This is a genomic window from Paenibacillus sp. JT31N11 (assembly GCF_056269285.1).
In genome coordinates, this window is record NZ_JBWDNQ010000001.1 from 26,267 (window position 1) to 42,152 (window position 15,886).

At 50.5% G+C, this 15,886-nt stretch carries 16 protein-coding genes and 1 pseudogene; 12 read left to right on the top strand and 5 right to left on the bottom strand.

Going from position 1 to position 15,886, the window contains the following annotated elements:
• Nucleotides 1-152 precede the first annotated feature (152 nt).
• Entirely contained in the window at nt 153-575 is a 423-nt protein-coding gene (locus AC0YNV_RS00130) for a MarR family winged helix-turn-helix transcriptional regulator (protein ID WP_210037438.1), read from the top strand.
• Between the two features lie 105 nt (nt 576-680).
• Here the strand turns inward: AC0YNV_RS00130 and AC0YNV_RS00135 are convergent, their stop codons facing one another.
• From AC0YNV_RS00135 to AC0YNV_RS00145, 3 genes and pseudogenes are all read right to left on the bottom strand, one after another.
• The gene (locus tag AC0YNV_RS00135; protein WP_475767235.1) at nt 681-1,778 is read right to left on the bottom strand and encodes a response regulator; all 1,098 of its coding nucleotides are present in this window, start codon (nt 1,776-1,778) and stop codon (nt 681-683) included.
• A gap of 15 nt (nt 1,779-1,793) precedes the next feature.
• A pseudogene (locus tag AC0YNV_RS00140) lies at nt 1,794-3,782 on the bottom strand (sensor histidine kinase); the annotation flags it as partial.
• Between the two features lie 18 nt (nt 3,783-3,800).
• Nucleotides 3,801-4,670, bottom strand: coding sequence for an Hsp33 family molecular chaperone HslO (locus AC0YNV_RS00145; RefSeq protein ID WP_475764851.1), 870 nt, complete (start codon nt 4,668-4,670; stop codon nt 3,801-3,803).
• A 128-nt stretch (nt 4,671-4,798) separates the two neighbouring features.
• Here AC0YNV_RS00145 and AC0YNV_RS00150 point away from each other — a divergent pair, with 128 nt between their 5' ends.
• The 8 genes from AC0YNV_RS00150 (at nt 4,799) to AC0YNV_RS00185 (ending at nt 11,812) form a co-directional block, all read left to right on the top strand.
• Nucleotides 4,799-5,527: a MerR family transcriptional regulator gene (locus tag AC0YNV_RS00150; RefSeq protein WP_475764853.1), complete on the top strand. Its 729-nt coding sequence runs from the start codon at nt 4,799-4,801 to the stop codon at nt 5,525-5,527.
• A 189-nt stretch (nt 5,528-5,716) separates the two neighbouring features.
• Nucleotides 5,717-6,571 (top strand): NAD-dependent epimerase/dehydratase family protein, encoded by an 855-nt coding sequence (locus tag AC0YNV_RS00155; protein WP_475764855.1) that lies wholly within the window; start codon nt 5,717-5,719, stop codon nt 6,569-6,571.
• A gap of 341 nt (nt 6,572-6,912) precedes the next feature.
• Nucleotides 6,913-7,698 (top strand): ABC transporter ATP-binding protein, encoded by a 786-nt coding sequence (locus AC0YNV_RS00160; RefSeq protein WP_475764857.1) that lies wholly within the window; start codon nt 6,913-6,915, stop codon nt 7,696-7,698.
• Nucleotides 7,683-9,572, top strand: coding sequence for a hypothetical protein (locus AC0YNV_RS00165; protein ID WP_475764859.1), 1,890 nt, complete (start codon nt 7,683-7,685; stop codon nt 9,570-9,572). Before AC0YNV_RS00160 ends, AC0YNV_RS00165 begins: the two co-directional genes overlap by 16 nt.
• Nucleotides 9,573-9,695: 123 nt before the next feature.
• Nucleotides 9,696-10,634, top strand: coding sequence for an SDR family oxidoreductase (locus tag AC0YNV_RS00170; protein WP_475764861.1), 939 nt, complete (start codon nt 9,696-9,698; stop codon nt 10,632-10,634).
• Between the two features lie 185 nt (nt 10,635-10,819).
• A complete protein-coding gene (locus AC0YNV_RS00175) occupies nt 10,820-11,026 on the top strand; it encodes an SDR family NAD(P)-dependent oxidoreductase (RefSeq protein WP_475764862.1) in 207 nt (68 codons plus the stop codon).
• Nucleotides 11,027-11,062: 36 nt separating this feature from the next.
• Nucleotides 11,063-11,395, top strand: a complete 333-nt coding sequence (locus AC0YNV_RS00180) for a hypothetical protein (protein ID WP_475764864.1) — start codon at nt 11,063-11,065, stop codon at nt 11,393-11,395.
• Between the two features lie 45 nt (nt 11,396-11,440).
• The gene (locus tag AC0YNV_RS00185; protein WP_475764866.1) at nt 11,441-11,812 is read left to right on the top strand and encodes a MerR family transcriptional regulator; all 372 of its coding nucleotides are present in this window, start codon (nt 11,441-11,443) and stop codon (nt 11,810-11,812) included.
• 103 nt (nt 11,813-11,915) lie between these two features.
• Here the strand turns inward: AC0YNV_RS00185 and AC0YNV_RS00190 are convergent, their stop codons facing one another.
• Both AC0YNV_RS00190 and AC0YNV_RS00195 read right to left on the bottom strand, forming a co-directional pair.
• Nucleotides 11,916-13,415 carry a HAMP domain-containing sensor histidine kinase gene (locus AC0YNV_RS00190; protein WP_475764868.1) on the bottom strand — a complete coding sequence of 500 codons (1,500 nt, stop codon included), beginning with the start codon at nt 13,413-13,415 and terminating at the stop codon, nt 11,916-11,918.
• Nucleotides 13,396-14,073: a response regulator transcription factor gene (locus AC0YNV_RS00195; protein WP_475764870.1), complete on the bottom strand. Its 678-nt coding sequence runs from the start codon at nt 14,071-14,073 to the stop codon at nt 13,396-13,398. Before AC0YNV_RS00195 ends, AC0YNV_RS00190 begins: the two co-directional genes overlap by 20 nt.
• 217 nt (nt 14,074-14,290) lie before the next feature.
• On the opposite strand from AC0YNV_RS00195, the gene AC0YNV_RS00200 reads away from it, so the two are divergent.
• From AC0YNV_RS00200 to AC0YNV_RS00210, 3 genes are all read left to right on the top strand, one after another.
• Nucleotides 14,291-14,629, top strand: a complete 339-nt coding sequence (locus tag AC0YNV_RS00200) for a hypothetical protein (protein WP_475764872.1) — start codon at nt 14,291-14,293, stop codon at nt 14,627-14,629.
• Nucleotides 14,630-14,861: 232 nt separating this feature from the next.
• A complete protein-coding gene (locus tag AC0YNV_RS00205) occupies nt 14,862-15,122 on the top strand; it encodes an Atu4866 domain-containing protein (protein ID WP_475764874.1) in 261 nt (86 codons plus the stop codon).
• The gene (locus tag AC0YNV_RS00210; protein ID WP_475764876.1) at nt 15,115-15,855 is read left to right on the top strand and encodes an SDR family oxidoreductase; all 741 of its coding nucleotides are present in this window, start codon (nt 15,115-15,117) and stop codon (nt 15,853-15,855) included. The genes AC0YNV_RS00205 and AC0YNV_RS00210 overlap by 8 nt, the downstream gene beginning before the upstream one ends.
• Nucleotides 15,856-15,886: the final 31 nt, after the last annotated feature.

A 15,886-nucleotide genomic window follows, 5' to 3' on the forward strand; every position in this document is an offset into this window, starting at 1 on the left:
CTGGTATTGTTTGAATTGTGTCCGTTATATTTATTTAAAGTAAACTTATATGACATTGGAATATCCGGAGTCTGGAAATTCCGAAGCCGGTTGATTGTCCAGGATCAAGGAATGCTATAAACTATAGGTATTCTGTCAGATAGGGGCCGGCCATGAACAAGAAGCGATTGCCTAAACATGTATATGAGCAGCTGGCATTATTCCGGTATCGAATCCGCAAATTCATTCGGTTCAGCGAGGAAGCGGCGCGAAGCAAGGGACTCACCCCTCAATATCATCAGCTTATGCTGTCCATAATGGGGTTTCCCGAGAGAGAATATGCCACTCCGAGGGAGCTGGCGGAGCGCCTGCAAATCACTCCACACGCTTGTCTGGAGCTCATCCAGCGCTGCGAGGAATTAGGATATGTGCAGCGTTTCCCGAACCAGCAGGATAAACGCAGCATATTTATCCGTTTGACGGAACATGGAATGGGACTCCTGGAGGAATTGTCGGAAATCCATAGAGATGAGTTGAAGAGAGCGGGGCTGCTTGAGTTTCAAAATGACGAGGCCCGTCCGGAATCATCGGATTGAATCGCCTGGCTGGTAACGGGTACAGGATGAATAAGCGCACAAAAAATGAAAGGAGGAGCGGCTCACATTGCCGCTCCTCTTCGCGATTTCCGGTAATCCGCCAAGCTATTGATTAACCGGTATGATAAAGCTGATGGTCGTACCGCGATCGGGTTCGCTTGCGATACGCAAGCCCTTTCCATAGATCTGTTTTAATCGGCGGTGGGTATTCGGCAGGCCGATTCCGCCGCTTGGAACATTCGTTTGCGCAATTATTCGCTGACGGGTTTCTTCATCCATCCCCACTCCGTTGTCCACGATCGAGATTTCTGCGAACTGCCCGTCCAGCTTGACGCAAATTCGAATTTCACCACCCGATTTGCGGCGCATGAGTCCATGCCGGACGGCATTTTCGACAAGCGGCTGGAGAGATAAAGGAGGAATCATCAAATCCTGAGCCTCATCCAGCTCCCAGGCAACCTGGAGCCTCTCCCCGAAGCGCTCCTTCTCGATATAGAGATAGGAGCGGACGAGCTCAAGCTCATACTCCAGAGGAACAACCTTCTCGACATTTCTGTATGCGAAGCTGGTCCGCAAAAAATGGCTGAATGCTTCAAGCAGCTTGCGCATCCGCGGCGTATCGAATTCGCTGAGAGAGGCAACCGAATTAAGCGTATTAAACAGAAAATGAGGCTGAATTTGCGCTTGCAGCCATGCAGCTTCCATCCGCATTTTGTCGCTGACGGATTTCCTGAGTGTGGTTAAAGCCTTCACGCGCGATCTTAACTCCATGGTATCTACCGGTTTCGTCACATAATCGTTAGCGCCGGATTGAAAGCCTGCTTCGATATCCTCCACGCGCGCACGCGCCGTTAGAAGCAGAACGGGAAGCTCGGCTGAGGAGAAGCGTTTGCGGATCGCAGCGCACAGCTCGTAACCGGACATCCGCGGCATCATGACATCCGCGATAACTAAATCCCATTCTCTTGAATTCAGAAGCGTCAACGCTTCCTGGCCGCTTGTAGCGGTTAGGATATCGTATTCATACAGGGAAAGGGCGCCGACGAGAATGTTCAAATTGGTCGGATCGTCGTCAACGGCCAGTATGGAAGGCCGATCAGCGCTGAATGCCGGTTTTGGCTTGCCGTCCCCAACGGCAGGCAGCGCAGCGGCTGTTTCTGTATATGCGGGCAACACAGTCTCGCTTGGTCCGTATGCAGCCATCTCATATAAGGGCAGGGAGAAGGTGAAAGTCGAGCCTTGCTCCGGCGCGGAAACGACGCTTAGAACTCCCCCATGCAGCTCCACGAGCTGCTTGCAGATGCTGAGGCCAAGCCCGATTCCGCTTGTCGGGCCGGCGCTTCAGAATGGTCCTTGCTCGTAGGGCTGGAATATTCTCAAGCTCGTGTCATGATCCATTCCACTGCCGGTATCGGTGATATGGATATAGGCGAACCCGTCCTTCTCGTGGGAAGAGATTGTAATGCTTCCTTCATCCGTGAACTTCACCGCGTTATGCAATAAATTAAATAAAATTTGAATCAGACGGTTCTCATCGGCGGCGACCAGAGGGAGTGCATCGGGAATGTCATTGATCAAACGAAGACGCTTGCCCTCAACCATAAAACGGATCATGTCCATAACGCCGGAAGCGATGGTCTGAACGGGAAGAGCGGCCGGCTGCAGCCGGATACTGTTCTCTTTCAGACGTGTAAAATCAAGCAGGTCATTCAGCAGAAATGACATGCGTTTGCCGACCGATATCAGCAGCTTCATATTCTCTTTGCTGCCCGTGCGGTCCTGGTCTTCATTGTCTACGATGGTCTGGGCGATGGTCAGGATGCCGTGAAGCGGATTCCGCAGTTCATGCGAGGTATTGACCAGAAAGTCATCCTTCTGCTTGTCGGCTTTCTGCAGCTCGACGGCGAGCCGGGCAGTCTGGGCAGAGCTTCGCAAATAGCTTCTGAACCAATATGCACAGAAGACGATGATAGAGACAACCATGTCCACCGGATAATAGCCGAAACTCATCCATCCCACAACTTTGGCAAAGCTCCATAGAATATTGTTCATATAGCCGACCATCCCGAGAAATAAATAAATAGCGTCAGGTTCACCTCTCTGGAGCGCACGCCAGGCAAGGAACGGAACGCTCAGGAATGGAATGATCACAGTTCCGACGTTGAGCATATCCAATTGAAGCAATAGAGCCGCTGGAGCAAACAGAATGAAAACCGAGAAAGCCGCGGAGAACCAGGCGTACCATTGGAAAAACTTTATTTTCGCCTGCGGAGCGACAAGCTCCCTGGCATATTGAAGCAGAAACACCGCAACGCCGAGATAGGACCAATTATTGAGCTTCGTTGCCCATTCGAAGTTGATCGGCAGCCAGGTGAGCATGATTTTGTCGTCTACGATCAAGATGCTTATAATGCCGCACAGAAGCATCAAGTTGAAATAAAACAATGCTTTTTGGCGAACACCAAAAAAATACAGAATGCAGGTATAAACGGCATGAAGCAGAAAAATCAGACAAACAGACAATTGCGTGCCGATGGAGAAATCCGTTTCTTTGCTTACCGCAGCTTGAGTTCCGAACTTAATAGAGGTATTAATCCCCCCAGAGAACGGATTGTGAAAATTGGCAGCCTGGATGACGATTTCGATCTCATCCGAGCTTGTCATAAAAGACGCATTATAGGGGACATTCTGTGCGATGTACTGCTGGGCTTGATCTGCCGGTTGTCCGGACTTGGCCAGTGATCGTCCGTTCACGAACAGCTCGGATGCCGATGAAATGTCATTCATTCTCAGGCTGTAGATCTCATCCTTGTCCGGATCAATCAGGATGCGCAGACGGTAGGAGCCAAAGCCGAAGGTTGATTCGTTATTCGGTGATGCGAGTGTTCCCCAGCTGCCGGGTACGGAGATATAGGAGCTGTCCGGAAGACTTCTATTCATGCCGGAAGCCTCGTTATAAATCCATTCATTGGGGTAAAATTCCCATTGTCCGTCCAGTGTCAGGGGGCGATTCGCTGCAATATCCCATCCCCGCAAATCCAGACGGCCCTCGACAGCCCCGGGATGCGGCGGCGGGGTATATACGGCGGACCAGACCAGACGTATGCTGATAAGAATCAGCAGAAACAAACCGGTTATGAGCAGAACTTTTTTAGTATTCATCATCGTAAAGCCTATAGTTCGACAAAAATTGCGGTTTTCCTGCATATGTTAATTGCACTTCGCCTAACTGATAAGCTTTGCTATCTCAACGGGTTGGAAGCTGTGCTTTTTTCCGCACATATTGCATACCAGCTCGATGGATTGGTTGTTTTCACAGGTATTTTTCAATTCTTCCTGGCCCAAGGCATACAGCATGGGATAAAAAAGTTCTTTGGAGCATTCACACAGCAACTGTAGGGGTTCAATGCTTATAATTTCAAGATCATCAAACAGCATATGTGGAAAACCGGTAAAAGCTATACTGTTTTCTGAAGCTGTAAACCGGCATTGATGATCGGAAATGACATCTCTGATCTGGTGAAGAAGATGAGCAGGCGCACCTGGAAGCAATTGGGCCATAACCCCTCTGCTTAGTACGATCTCATTCTTATCATTAAACATGACCGTTAACGAGAAGAAAGAAGGAGTTTGCTCGCTTTGTTTGAAATAATGAGAAATATCATCCACAATATTGGCATAAGGCATGTCTGTAATCCCTGTAAATATATGATTCATTCCTATATCCTTTGTGATTTGAATACAACCGTTGCTGCCGATTAATTGCTCGATTGATAATTGATTAAAATATTCCGCAGGAGCATTTAATAATTCATCACTCAAATATCCACGTACATTTCCAGAAGAATCTGCATCTGCAAAAATATTATAATGGCGATTGCTGGTTTTCACTTTTAGACTAATCCTTTGGCCGTCCTTTAAGATTCCGGATAGCAGGCTTGTTGCGGATATAGTTCTGCCAAGCGCGGTTTTCAGGAGTTTATTGCGATTTGATTGATTGCAAGCCACTTGGATCAAACCGGTATTCTCAACAAACAGAATCAAAGCCTGTTTATTAAAGGCCAATGTTTTTATTAAATAATTGTCCATTTTCATCGAAATTCTCTCCTTCCCCTGCAGGCTGATTTATTTTGTCACTGCTTAGTATAATTCCTAACGTTACGTCAGATTCAAGGGCCTTTTATAAACAATGTTAATGAGTTGGATGTATTGGAGGGATTGCAATGGAGCATCGGAGCTGGAAGATAGGGGAATTGTCTAAACGAACGGGGGTAACCGTTCGGACGCTGCATCACTATGATCAGATCGGCTTGTTCTCGCCTTCCCGGGTTACTGAAGCGGGGCACCGCTTATATACAGATATTGATGTTGCCAAGCTGCATCAGATCATCTCGCTGAAGCAGCTGGGACTCTCGCTTGAGGAAATCAAAATCTTGATCAATAACCATGATTATGATCCAATCGTAATATTGAATTTGCAGCTTTCCCGATTAGACGAGGAGATAAACACAGTGGTAAGGCTGCGTGACCGCGTACAGGAGATTTCTGACCTGCTTCATTCAGGGCAGCCGGTATCGAGCGAGAGGTTTATGATGGTTATGCAAATGATGAGGATCTTGCAAAGTCCGCATTTTATGCCGGGGCAAGCAGCAGATATGAGAAACCGGTTCAAATCGGCGAAGGCGAACGAGCTGGATAAAAATATTGCGGAAGGGCGACAGCTTGTTGCCGAATTCCGGAAATTAATCGAAATGGGCAAGCTGGCGAATGATCCATTAGCAGTTGAATTAGCTAAACGCTGGAAGCAAAAAATGGACTCATTTACTCCTGCAGACGATAAATTTATACAATCGGCTGAACGGTATTATACAGAGAATCCCGAAGAGGCCATGCAGTACGGAATGGATGGTAAGCTTTATGAGTATATAAAGCAGGCTTTATCTTTAATTTGAAATAAGCAGGACATTTAAGAAATAATGACTCGGCTGTTTCCTGACGGTAGATCGATACCATGCCCGGCTGGGTTCAAACGACTTATTGTACCGGTACAGTTTAACTGATTTCAGATTGAAATAAGATTGTTTGTACCATAATCTTGAATTCATAGCTTACAATATAAACAGGATGGAGGTCGATGCCGGATGAAAATTATTGTTGCAGGCGCGAGCGGCGTCATCGGACGAGCGCTTATCCCTCTGCTCCTCAAAGCGGGACATGAGGTGGTTGGGTTAACGCGCAATACGGAATATGCGGCAGAGCTGAAGGATAAAGGGGTGCAGCCCGTAATTCTGGACATCTATGACCGGGATGGCGTATTCGCCGCTCTCCGCAAAGCCAGGCCGGATACGGTGATTCATCAGCTTACGGCGCTGAGCGGCAGAAATTTCGCTGAAAATGCCCGGATCCGCAGGGAGGGCACGCGTAATCTTGTGGACGCTTCGTTAGAAGCGGGAGCGCGCAAAATGATTGTGCAGAGTATCTCCTGGGCATATTCGCCTGGCAATGGACCTGCTGGCGAAGACACGCCGCTGGATCTGGAAGCCCCTTTGCCGAGGAAATCAACGATCGATGGCATCCACGCATTGGAAAGCGCGGCTGCAGAAATGCCGGAGCACGTCATTCTTCGTTATGGACTGTTATATGGAGCCGGAACCTGGTATGCCCCGGATGGCTTTATTTCGCAGTATGTTCGTCAACAGGAAGTGGCTGCGACGGCAGGCGTCAGCTCCTTCGTCCATGCGGATGACGCCGCGCAGGCTGCACTTCTCGCGCTGCAATGGCCTTCCGGCGCCTTCAACATTACCGATAATGAACCGGCTGCCGGTACTGAATGGCTGCCGGTCTATGCGGATGCTCTGGGCGCTCCGGCACCAGGCGTTGATCCGGCAAGCGCGGCCGCATGGGAAAGAGGAGCGTTGAACGGCAAGGCGCTTCAGCATGGCTGGAAGCCGCGGTATGCTTCGTGGCGGGACGGTTTTCGCTATGCCTTGGGATGAACGGGCAACGCAATTAAATAGGCTTCGCTATCCACTCCATTAATGCGCCAGGCGGCGTTGCAATTTTGGCGGAAGCCATAAATTTCCCCTGAACACAAACGGCAGAAATGCCGTTTTTTTGTGTGTTTACAAACCCATATTCAATACCCGCGGTAACCATAATAAGGTTCGGAAATAATCCGGTCCTGAGCACATAATGCAATTCATAAAACAGATAAAAAGGCAGCCCGATTTGTCATAGAAAGTATTGACAGCTATTTTTTTAGGATATATAGTTAGTTACATAAGTAACTAACCAATGTAGCTGTTGATAAAAAATAGCCCATAAAGGGGAGAGTTAAATGACAACGGTACGCAATACACCAAAGGATGGAACGCCGGCGCTTGAGCTGCAGGGCATTTATAAAGCTTTTGGCTCGAAGGTGGCAGTCGACCATATCGACTTGACGATACCGGCAGGATCGTTTTTCGGACTGGTTGGACCAAACGGGGCCGGCAAGACAACCACGTTATCGATGGCGACCGGATTGCTTCGCCCGGATGCCGGTACTGCGCGAATATTCGGGGTGGATATATGGCGTACCCCGGCACTTGCCAAGGAGCTGATCGGCGTACTCCCTGACGGCATGTCGATGCCGGAGCGGCTGACCGGCCTGGAGCTTCTGAAGTATATGGGCCTGCTGCGCAAGCTGGATGAAAAGACCGTAGACTTTCGCTCCCTGGAGCTTCTAACCGTACTGGACCTTCTGGATGCGCGGGAAACATTCGTAGGCGACTATTCAACCGGCATGCGCAAGAAGATTGCCCTCGCGACCGCTCTGCTTCACGGCCCCAAGCTGCTGGTGCTCGATGAGCCGTTCGAGGCCGTGGATCCCGTCTCGGCGGCGACGATCAAGAACATTCTCCGCCGCTTCGTGGAACATGGCGGTTCTGTCGTATTTTCCAGCCATGTGATGGCTACCGTGGAACAGATGTGCGACTCGTTGGCTGTCATCAGCAAAGGCAATGTGAAGGCTGCGGGTCCGATGAAGGACGTGCAAGCCGGCCAAAATCTGGAGGATCGATTCGTCGAGCTCGTCGAAGGGCAAGCCGGTGGCAAGGAGGGGTTGTCGTGGTTATTGTCATGATGCGGATGAAGCTGGCTGTTCTGCGGGGCAGCCTCAGCGGCCAGAGCCTGGTCCGGCTGGGCTGGGGCGCCTTGTTCGGCTTGACCGGCGTCATCCTTACATTTGCTCTGGGACTGGCTGATCAAGTCTCGCCGCGCCTTGCCAGTGACAGGCTCATGATCATTTTCGGTATATGGACACTGGGCTGGGCACTCGGACCGATGTTATTCAGCGGGGAAGACAAGACGCTCATACCGGAGAACTTCAGGTTTTTGCCGGTTACTCCGAATCAGCTTGCAACGGGACTTCTCGGCGCGTCATTCATCGGAGTTCCGGCGGTCATCAGTTTGCTTGCTTTCATTCCTCTGGTTATTTATGCTGCCGGCCTTGGCGTGATGCCGGCGGTTGTTGCCATACCGGCGGTCATACTGCAGCTGATTCTCGCCGTTGCCTTGTCCCGTGTTGTGACAAGCGTCATGCGGAAGCTCACCAGGTCCCAGCTCAGCTCTGCATTGGGAGCGATGGTAACCGGAGCTATCATGGCCTTCTTCATCTCGGGATGGATGCTGCTGGACGCGGATTATAATATAATGACGCTTGAACTCCCTGCGCGGCTTTCAACTCTCCTGAATGTCCTCCCTTCAAGCTGGGGAACAGCAGCAGTTGAGGCCGCGCGGAGCGGACAATGGGCATTCTCCATAGCCTATCTGGCAGGAATGGTTCTTGTCATTCTGCTGCTTCGTTCCTTATGGGCGATCTTGTTGGTGAAACGGTTAACGACCAAGCCTCAGCGGAATCGCTTATCCAGCAAGCCTGATTCCCCATACGGCTTTTTCGCCAACCGGACGGGAACGGTAGCCCGCAAAGAACTCATAGCGTGGGGAAGGGATTATACACGATCCGGATTTGTATACTTCGCCTTATTCTATAGCATTTTCTTATGTCTATATCCTGTATCTGCCGGCAATTTATTTTTACTGCCATGGACCGGGGCAATCTTCGTCGTCACGGCGGCAGGCACCACTGCCAATTTGTACGGGGCGGACGGGAGCGCTCTGTGGATGACGCTCGTTACCTCACAGTCCGAGCGGTATGATATTCGGGGACGCCAGCTGGCGTGGCTGTTGATTATTGCGCCTCCGGCTCTGATTATCACCTGCGCCATGGTTTTTATCAGCGGCTATTACTGGGCTGTGCCGCTTGCGCTTCCGCTTATTATTGCAGCTTTGGGTGCCGGAGCCGGACTTGTTGTGCTGAATTCGGTCCACCGCCTCGAACCGATGACAGACGCACACAAGCGCGGCGACGATATGTTCGACCATCCTATAGGCTGGTGGCAATTCATGTCGCTGATGCTTATAACCCTGGTCCTGATCGCTCCCGCTTTTGGACTGGCGGTATGGGGAACCTATCTGGATATGGATTGGGTTCAATGGTCGGGGGTTCCGGCTGCGCTTCTGACCGGAAGCTTCTACTACTGGTGGTTTGGCCGTCTGGCCAGCAAAAGGCTGGAAGCCCGCGGACCGGAGCTCCTTAATCTGATGCTCAGAGGGCATGAGCCTGTCCAAGCGGCGGCGGCGGATTCCGTCAAACCTGATTTTTACGCCGTCACAAGATGCATGTCCGCGGGCGTCAAAACCGTCTTTTATTTCTGCGTGTTCTTCGGTCTGCTCGCTTTGTTCCCGCAAGGTCTTGTTCCGCTTGGCATCAAGCTTTCCGGCGGCGGCGATCCCCTCTGGTTCCTCGCCCTCTATCTTCCCGGATTGTGGCAATGGCCGGTCATTGCGCTCATGATTGGTGTGGGGCTAATCGCTTTTGGCAATGCCGTGTATATCTATTTCTCACAGAGAAGGAAGTTGTCTGCAGTTGATTCCCGGACGATGGAAAATGGTTGAAGGTAAATCATAAAACACCAAACTTGAGGACCGGTTGCGCAACCTGCTTCCGGTCCGAGTGACCGCAGATATACTTGGCAGCATAGTTGCGGCTTTGGCATTTTATAATTCCAGCTGAATATAGTGAGTTATAAAATTGCAGTACAAGAGAGGAGAATTACGATTACTTATCCCGTATATCCATATATAGGCTGGGAACAGCAGTGCACCGATGTTCCTGTCGTTTTTCCGCCGCAGCATCAAAACAGGCGGCCGGGTTTTGAGTACCTGATGACTCCGCGGCCGATTTCCGAGAATCCTTCCTATACAGGCAGCGGCAGGCTGAATAATAAGATTGCGATTATTACTGGCGGGGACAGCGGAATCGGACGGTCCGCCGCCATAGCTTTCGCCAAGGAAGGGGCGGATCTGGCGATTGTCTACCTCGATGAGCACCAGGATGCGGCTGAAACGAAACAAATGATCAACAAGCTTGGCCGCCAATGTCTGCTCATTGCCGCAGATCTAAGAAAGGAAGAATCCAGCCGCTACGCGGTGGAGGCCGCGATCCAGGCTTACGGACGGCTGGACATTCTTGTGAACAATCACGGCGTGCAGATTCATCAGGCAAGCATCTTGGATATTACGAGAGAGCAGCTGATGAATGTGTTCCAAACCAATATTATTTCTTTTTTCGAAATGACCAAAGCGGCGCTGCCTCATCTCCATGCAGGAAGCACAATCATCAATACGACCTCGGATACCGCCTTCTCAGGCTCGGGCCATATGATTGATTACACAGCTACCAAAGGAGCCATCGTATCCTTTACGCGTTCGTTAGCTCTTTCGCTTGCGGGTAAAGGGATTCGGGTCAACGCGATCGCGCCCGGACCAACTTGGACACCGCTGATCCCGTCCGCATTCACGGCAGAAGAGGTAAAAACCTTTGGAACGGATGTTCCGCTGAGAAGACCGGGGCAGCCGTTTGAATTGGCGCCGGTATATGTTTTGCTGGCTTCAGATGATTCCTCCTACATATCGGGACAGATATATTTTGTGAATGGCGGCTCGGTCGTTACCTGAAGCATGGGGCTGGAATCAGGATGAATATGGTTAACAATAGCTGCCGGGTCGGATGGGCTCGATCAAAATGGTTGGGACAGAGACAATAATCTGTCCAACCATTTTTTTATGCTTGATCTAGAGCGCGCTCTAAGCGGTAAGATCACAATATGACAGACAAACATGCATACAAGGAGGAATTTAAAGTGAACACTATATTAATCACAGGAGCATCATCAGGGATAGGTAAAGCAGCAGCCAGGCATTTTGCGGACAAGGGATGGAACGTTATTGCGGCCATGAGAGTACCTGAGAAGGAAACCGAATTAACCCGCGCTGATCATATAATGGTGACAAGAATTGATGTCGAGCAGCGGAGCACGATGGCAGAAGCAGCAGCCAGAGGAATTTAACGTTTCGGTAAAATCGATGTATCGCTGTACTATGAATTGGCATCACAGAACATCCGTGTCAAACTAATCGAACCCGGCTCCATCAAAACGGATTTTGGCGGCAGATCGATGGATTTCTTTTTTGATGATTCGCTGACCGATTATCTGGAATTTGCGGATACTTACCGGGCAGTACGGGCACAAATGGGGGAGAATCCTGCGCGGCAGTCTTCCCCAGATTTAGTGGCCGAGGTCATTTATGAAGCGGCAACCGACCAAACCAATCAATTGAGATACGCTGCAGGCGAGGACGCCAAGGCGCTGATCAAGCTGAAAAGAGAATCGGGCGATCAGGCAGTCATCCAGCAAATTTCCCGGATGTTTGCCTGAAGCAGCGGCTTAATGGAAGGACAGGCGTTGAAGGAAGGTGATTTGATGGGTTTTACGATTGGCGATGCAGCCGAACAGACAGGCTTGTCCATCCATACGCTGAGATACTATGAAAATGAAGGCATTCTTCCGATGACTAATCGCAATGACGGCGGTACACGAATTTATGAACAAAAAGATATCGATTGGCTTAAATTTGTATGCTGTCTGCGGGAAACCGGCATGACCATTGCCGAGCTCAAAGGTTTTGTGCAGCTGGTGCTGCAGGGCAATGAAACCATTGACGAGCGAATGAAGATGCTGGATAGGCAAAAAGAACGGATCCAGTCCCAAATCGAGCAGTTAACGACCTATAAAACCATGGTGGAAAACAAGATGGACTGGTATGTGGATTATGCCAGGGAATACCGGATGTAGGGAATGGCTGATGGCAAAAAAGCGGTTATCCGGCAGTTTTCCGGATGGCCGCTTTTTTTATGGAGCCTATACGGTCAAGAGATATACCACTATTATTTGCAGATTAAGCCGGGTTCTGTTTTGGCAGCAGGAGCTGGAAGGTTGCGCCTTCCGGTGTGCTGCGCTTCAAAGCAAGCCGGCCGTTCATGGCGACAGCGAGCATTCGGCTGTATGTGAGACCCAGACCAAGGCCGCCGACGGAATGCTTCTTGCGTTCGCCCCTGAAGTATCTTTCGAATATGTTGGCCTGTTCGTCCTCTGGAATGCCGGGGCCATTATCTTGAACGAGAATTTCAAAGTCCTGATCCGAATGCTCGGTAAGCGACACGGCAATCCTTCCTTCATCCTTCATTGCCTGTCTGCTGTTATTCATCAAATTCACAAGAATTTGTTGAATGCGGCTGGCATCTCCGACTGCCATGAATGTACGTTCAGGTATATCGGCTGCAACTTCGAGACGGCTGTCCTGATAGAGAAGACTCCATTGATAGACGATCTCTCCCAGTAATTTCCCCAAATCGATCGAATCGGTTTGAACGCTGATTTTACCGGAAGCAAAGGAGTTGAAGTCGAGCAGGTCGGATACCATATGCTGCAGCCGCTGGGTTTGCTCCAGTGAAATATCCAGAAATTCTTCCGCTTCGTCATAGGTTACGACATGGTCCCGGACAGCGTGAATCAGACCGTGAATCGAGGCGACTGGCGTTTTCAGCTCATGAGTCACTCCGGCAAGCAGCTCCGTCCGCAGCTCCTCCAGCTTTCCCAGACGTGCCGCCATCGCCTGGAAGGAGACAAAGAAATCATGAATCTCCTTTTCTTTTATATGTTCCGGAACACTCAGCTGGTAGTCTCCGCCTTCCATTTTTTTAAGCGCTGCGGCAAGCTGAAGGATCGGTTTTCTTAATTTTCGCGACAGCAAATAGATCATGATCCAGCCTAATACGCCTGAACATAAAAGCAGGGAAATAATCAGGCCGTAGTTTTGATTCACCTTGGCGAGTTCCCGGTAGGAATAAGAAATGGCCACGGTTCCGATAATGGAATCCCCATAAGCGACAGGAGCGGAAATGCCATACAAATTTCCTGTTTTCTCAACGCGGATATCATCGGCAAGAGGGGGGGCGGAGGGAAATACGGGGTCGGCTGCCGATGGACCGGTCTCAGATTCTGACGGAGTTGCGGAGGCTGGAAGCGGATCGGCAGAAGGCGGGGGATTGCCGGATTCCGAATCCTGCGAAGGTCCGTCTTTGTAAAATAAAGAGGCTCCGCTGCGATCGAATACGGTTAATCCAAATTGCCCGGGGATTTTATAACGGCGCTGCGTTTTATCGATCCATTCGTAGAAGTCGCCTGGAATGACGATTTCTCCTTCCCCGTCCGCAATATATTGAGCCGCTACTTCAGTGAAGGCTTTGAGAGAATTCATTCGCTCCTTCATGGTATCATGCCGGATCCACAGGACGGATGCGAATCCGATCGTAACCAGGCCCACGAATAAAGTAAGCACGTAGCGGAAAGTCCAGTGACTGAGCAGTGTGCTCCGTTTATTTGAGCCCGTTCGCATAAAGCTGATACCCCGTTCCTCGCATTGTTCTAAGTTCTCCTTCTTCCGCCGGCCAGTGCAGCAGCGCTTTTCGCAGCCGTTTGATCGCCAAATCCACTGCCCGGTCGCTGCCATCATAGTCGATTCCCCAGACTTTCTCAATCAGCTGCTCCCGGTAAAAGATCTGGTTGGGATGCTCCGCCAGAAATAATAGAAGAGACAGGTCGCGGGGCGTAATCGACAGGCTCGCGCCGTTCAAATAAACGCTGCGGGATTTAAAATCGATCCTCAGGCTCCCGATCACAACCTGTTCCGAGCTGACCAGCGACCGCGGAGGACGCCTCAGCACAGCATGAATTCTGGCGACAACCTCTTCCGGCTCGAAAGGCTTGGTCATATAATCATCGGCTCCTTCGTTCAAGCCGTGGATGCGGTCTGTTACCTCTCCTCTTGCGGTCAGCATGATGACGGGACAGGGGCTTTTGCGGCGGATGCCGTTCAGCACTTCCCAGCCGTCCATGCCTGGCAGCATAACGTCGAGAAGCACGAGCTCAGGCTGAACGGTATCGAAGGACTCCATCGCCTGGAGGCCATCCTTGAAGATTGCACAGTCAAAACCGGCCTTGCGAATATATGCCGCGAGCACCCGGGAAATCGGATCCTCGTCTTCAACGATCATAATGGTTCCTACTCTATATCCCCCGATGTCTGAAGCGCAAAATGATTCCGCTTCAGAAAGAATTATACAATCCGGTGCACGGAATATCCATACTTCGATGATTGTCATGTGTTTCATTATAAGCGTTGAACATGTCAGGTGAATGTCAGAGCCTTGACTTCATCTTGACGTATTTCAGGCTTATATTGAACCGTGACGGGAAGAGGAGGAATGCGAAATGAATATCAGGTTTCTATTGATCGCAATTGGGTTATTCATGTCGGGTTGTTCCGCCGAAAACAGGAGTGCCGGGGATCAGTCATCCGGTACGGAGCCGGCCGCCGCCTTGCAGCCGGACAAGTCTGTTGATGGATCCGTTCCGGCTTCCAGCTTTACCCAGGGCTCTGCTGCTCATTTTGCCGTTCCGGCTGATTGGTATGCCGTTGATTTCGACAATACAAGCTGGCCGCAGGTGTCGACTTATTCCGAGAAAGAGGCAGGGGTGGACAATAAAAATCCCTACACCAATTTCAGGAGGAATTCAGTAAAGGCAAATTTATCTGGACAGGCAATTTGAAGCTGGATAATAAAATTCTGCTGCGGCATACGGTTGAGCAATAACAGGACAGGCGTTCACCCTCTGGGCTATTCCCGACCTTCCGATATTCGGAGGGTTATTTTGTTTTTATTTCAGACAACGCCCTGGAGGATCAGGCAATCATTTGCGATGAATGGACTATCTCCTCCAATCGGAATCGTTTCATAATGGAAGAGACCAAGCAATTGAAGTCAGGAAGGGAGAATACGAAATGAATCAACATTCAACTACTCATCCGTACGTCGGCATGTGGGTCACCAAGGATGGCCATATCCGGCAGGAGCTTCTGCCAGACGGCCGTTACGATGAAGCCCGCGGCAACCGGAAAAGCGCCTATACGGGAAGCTACAGCGTTAAAGGCAACCGCATTGATTATGTGGACGATACCGGATTTACTGCGGATGGCGAGTTTCGGGATGATGTTCTCTATCACGGAGGAATGATTTTTTACCGGGAGGAAAAAAATGTATAACAACATTTCAAAAAAAGTTGTGGCTATTACAGGAGCAAGCAGCGGAATTGGAGAAGCAGCCGCACGGCTTCTGGCTGCGAATAACGCACATGTCGTATTGGGAGCAAGGCGTATCGATCGGTTGGAGGCTGCCGTAAAAGCTATTCGTGCTGAAGGCGGCTCAGCCGAGTACCAGGTATTGGACGTTACAAGCAGGGAGCAAATGGAGGCTTTTATCGGCTTTGCCAAAGATAAATTCGGCCAAGTGGATGTTATTGTGAACAATGCCGGGGTTATGCCGCTATCGAAGCTTGAAGCGCTGAAAGTTGACGAATGGGACCGCATGATCGATGTGAATATCCGCGGCGTGCTTCACGGCATAGCGGCAGGCCTTCCCATTATGCAGAAACAGGGATTCGGCCAATTTATCAATGTCGCTTCCATAGGGGCGTACGGGGTAGTTCCGACCGCTGCCGTTTATAGTGCCACGAAATACGCGGTCCGGGCGATCACCGAGGGGCTGCGACAGGAAGCCGGAAGCGGTATCCGGGTGACGCTTGTTTCGCCGGGAGTAACGGAATCAGAGCTTGCGGATTATATCTCCGATGAGGAAGCGCGCGAGCAGATGAAGGAGTATCGGCGTATTTCAATTTCAGCGGCTGCTGTCGCCCGGACAATACTGTTTGCGATGGAGCAGCCGGCGGACGTGGATGTGAACGAGATCATTGTAAGGCCGACCGCAAGCTCCAATTAGCTGCGGGTTATTGACGGGATTATTGACAGCA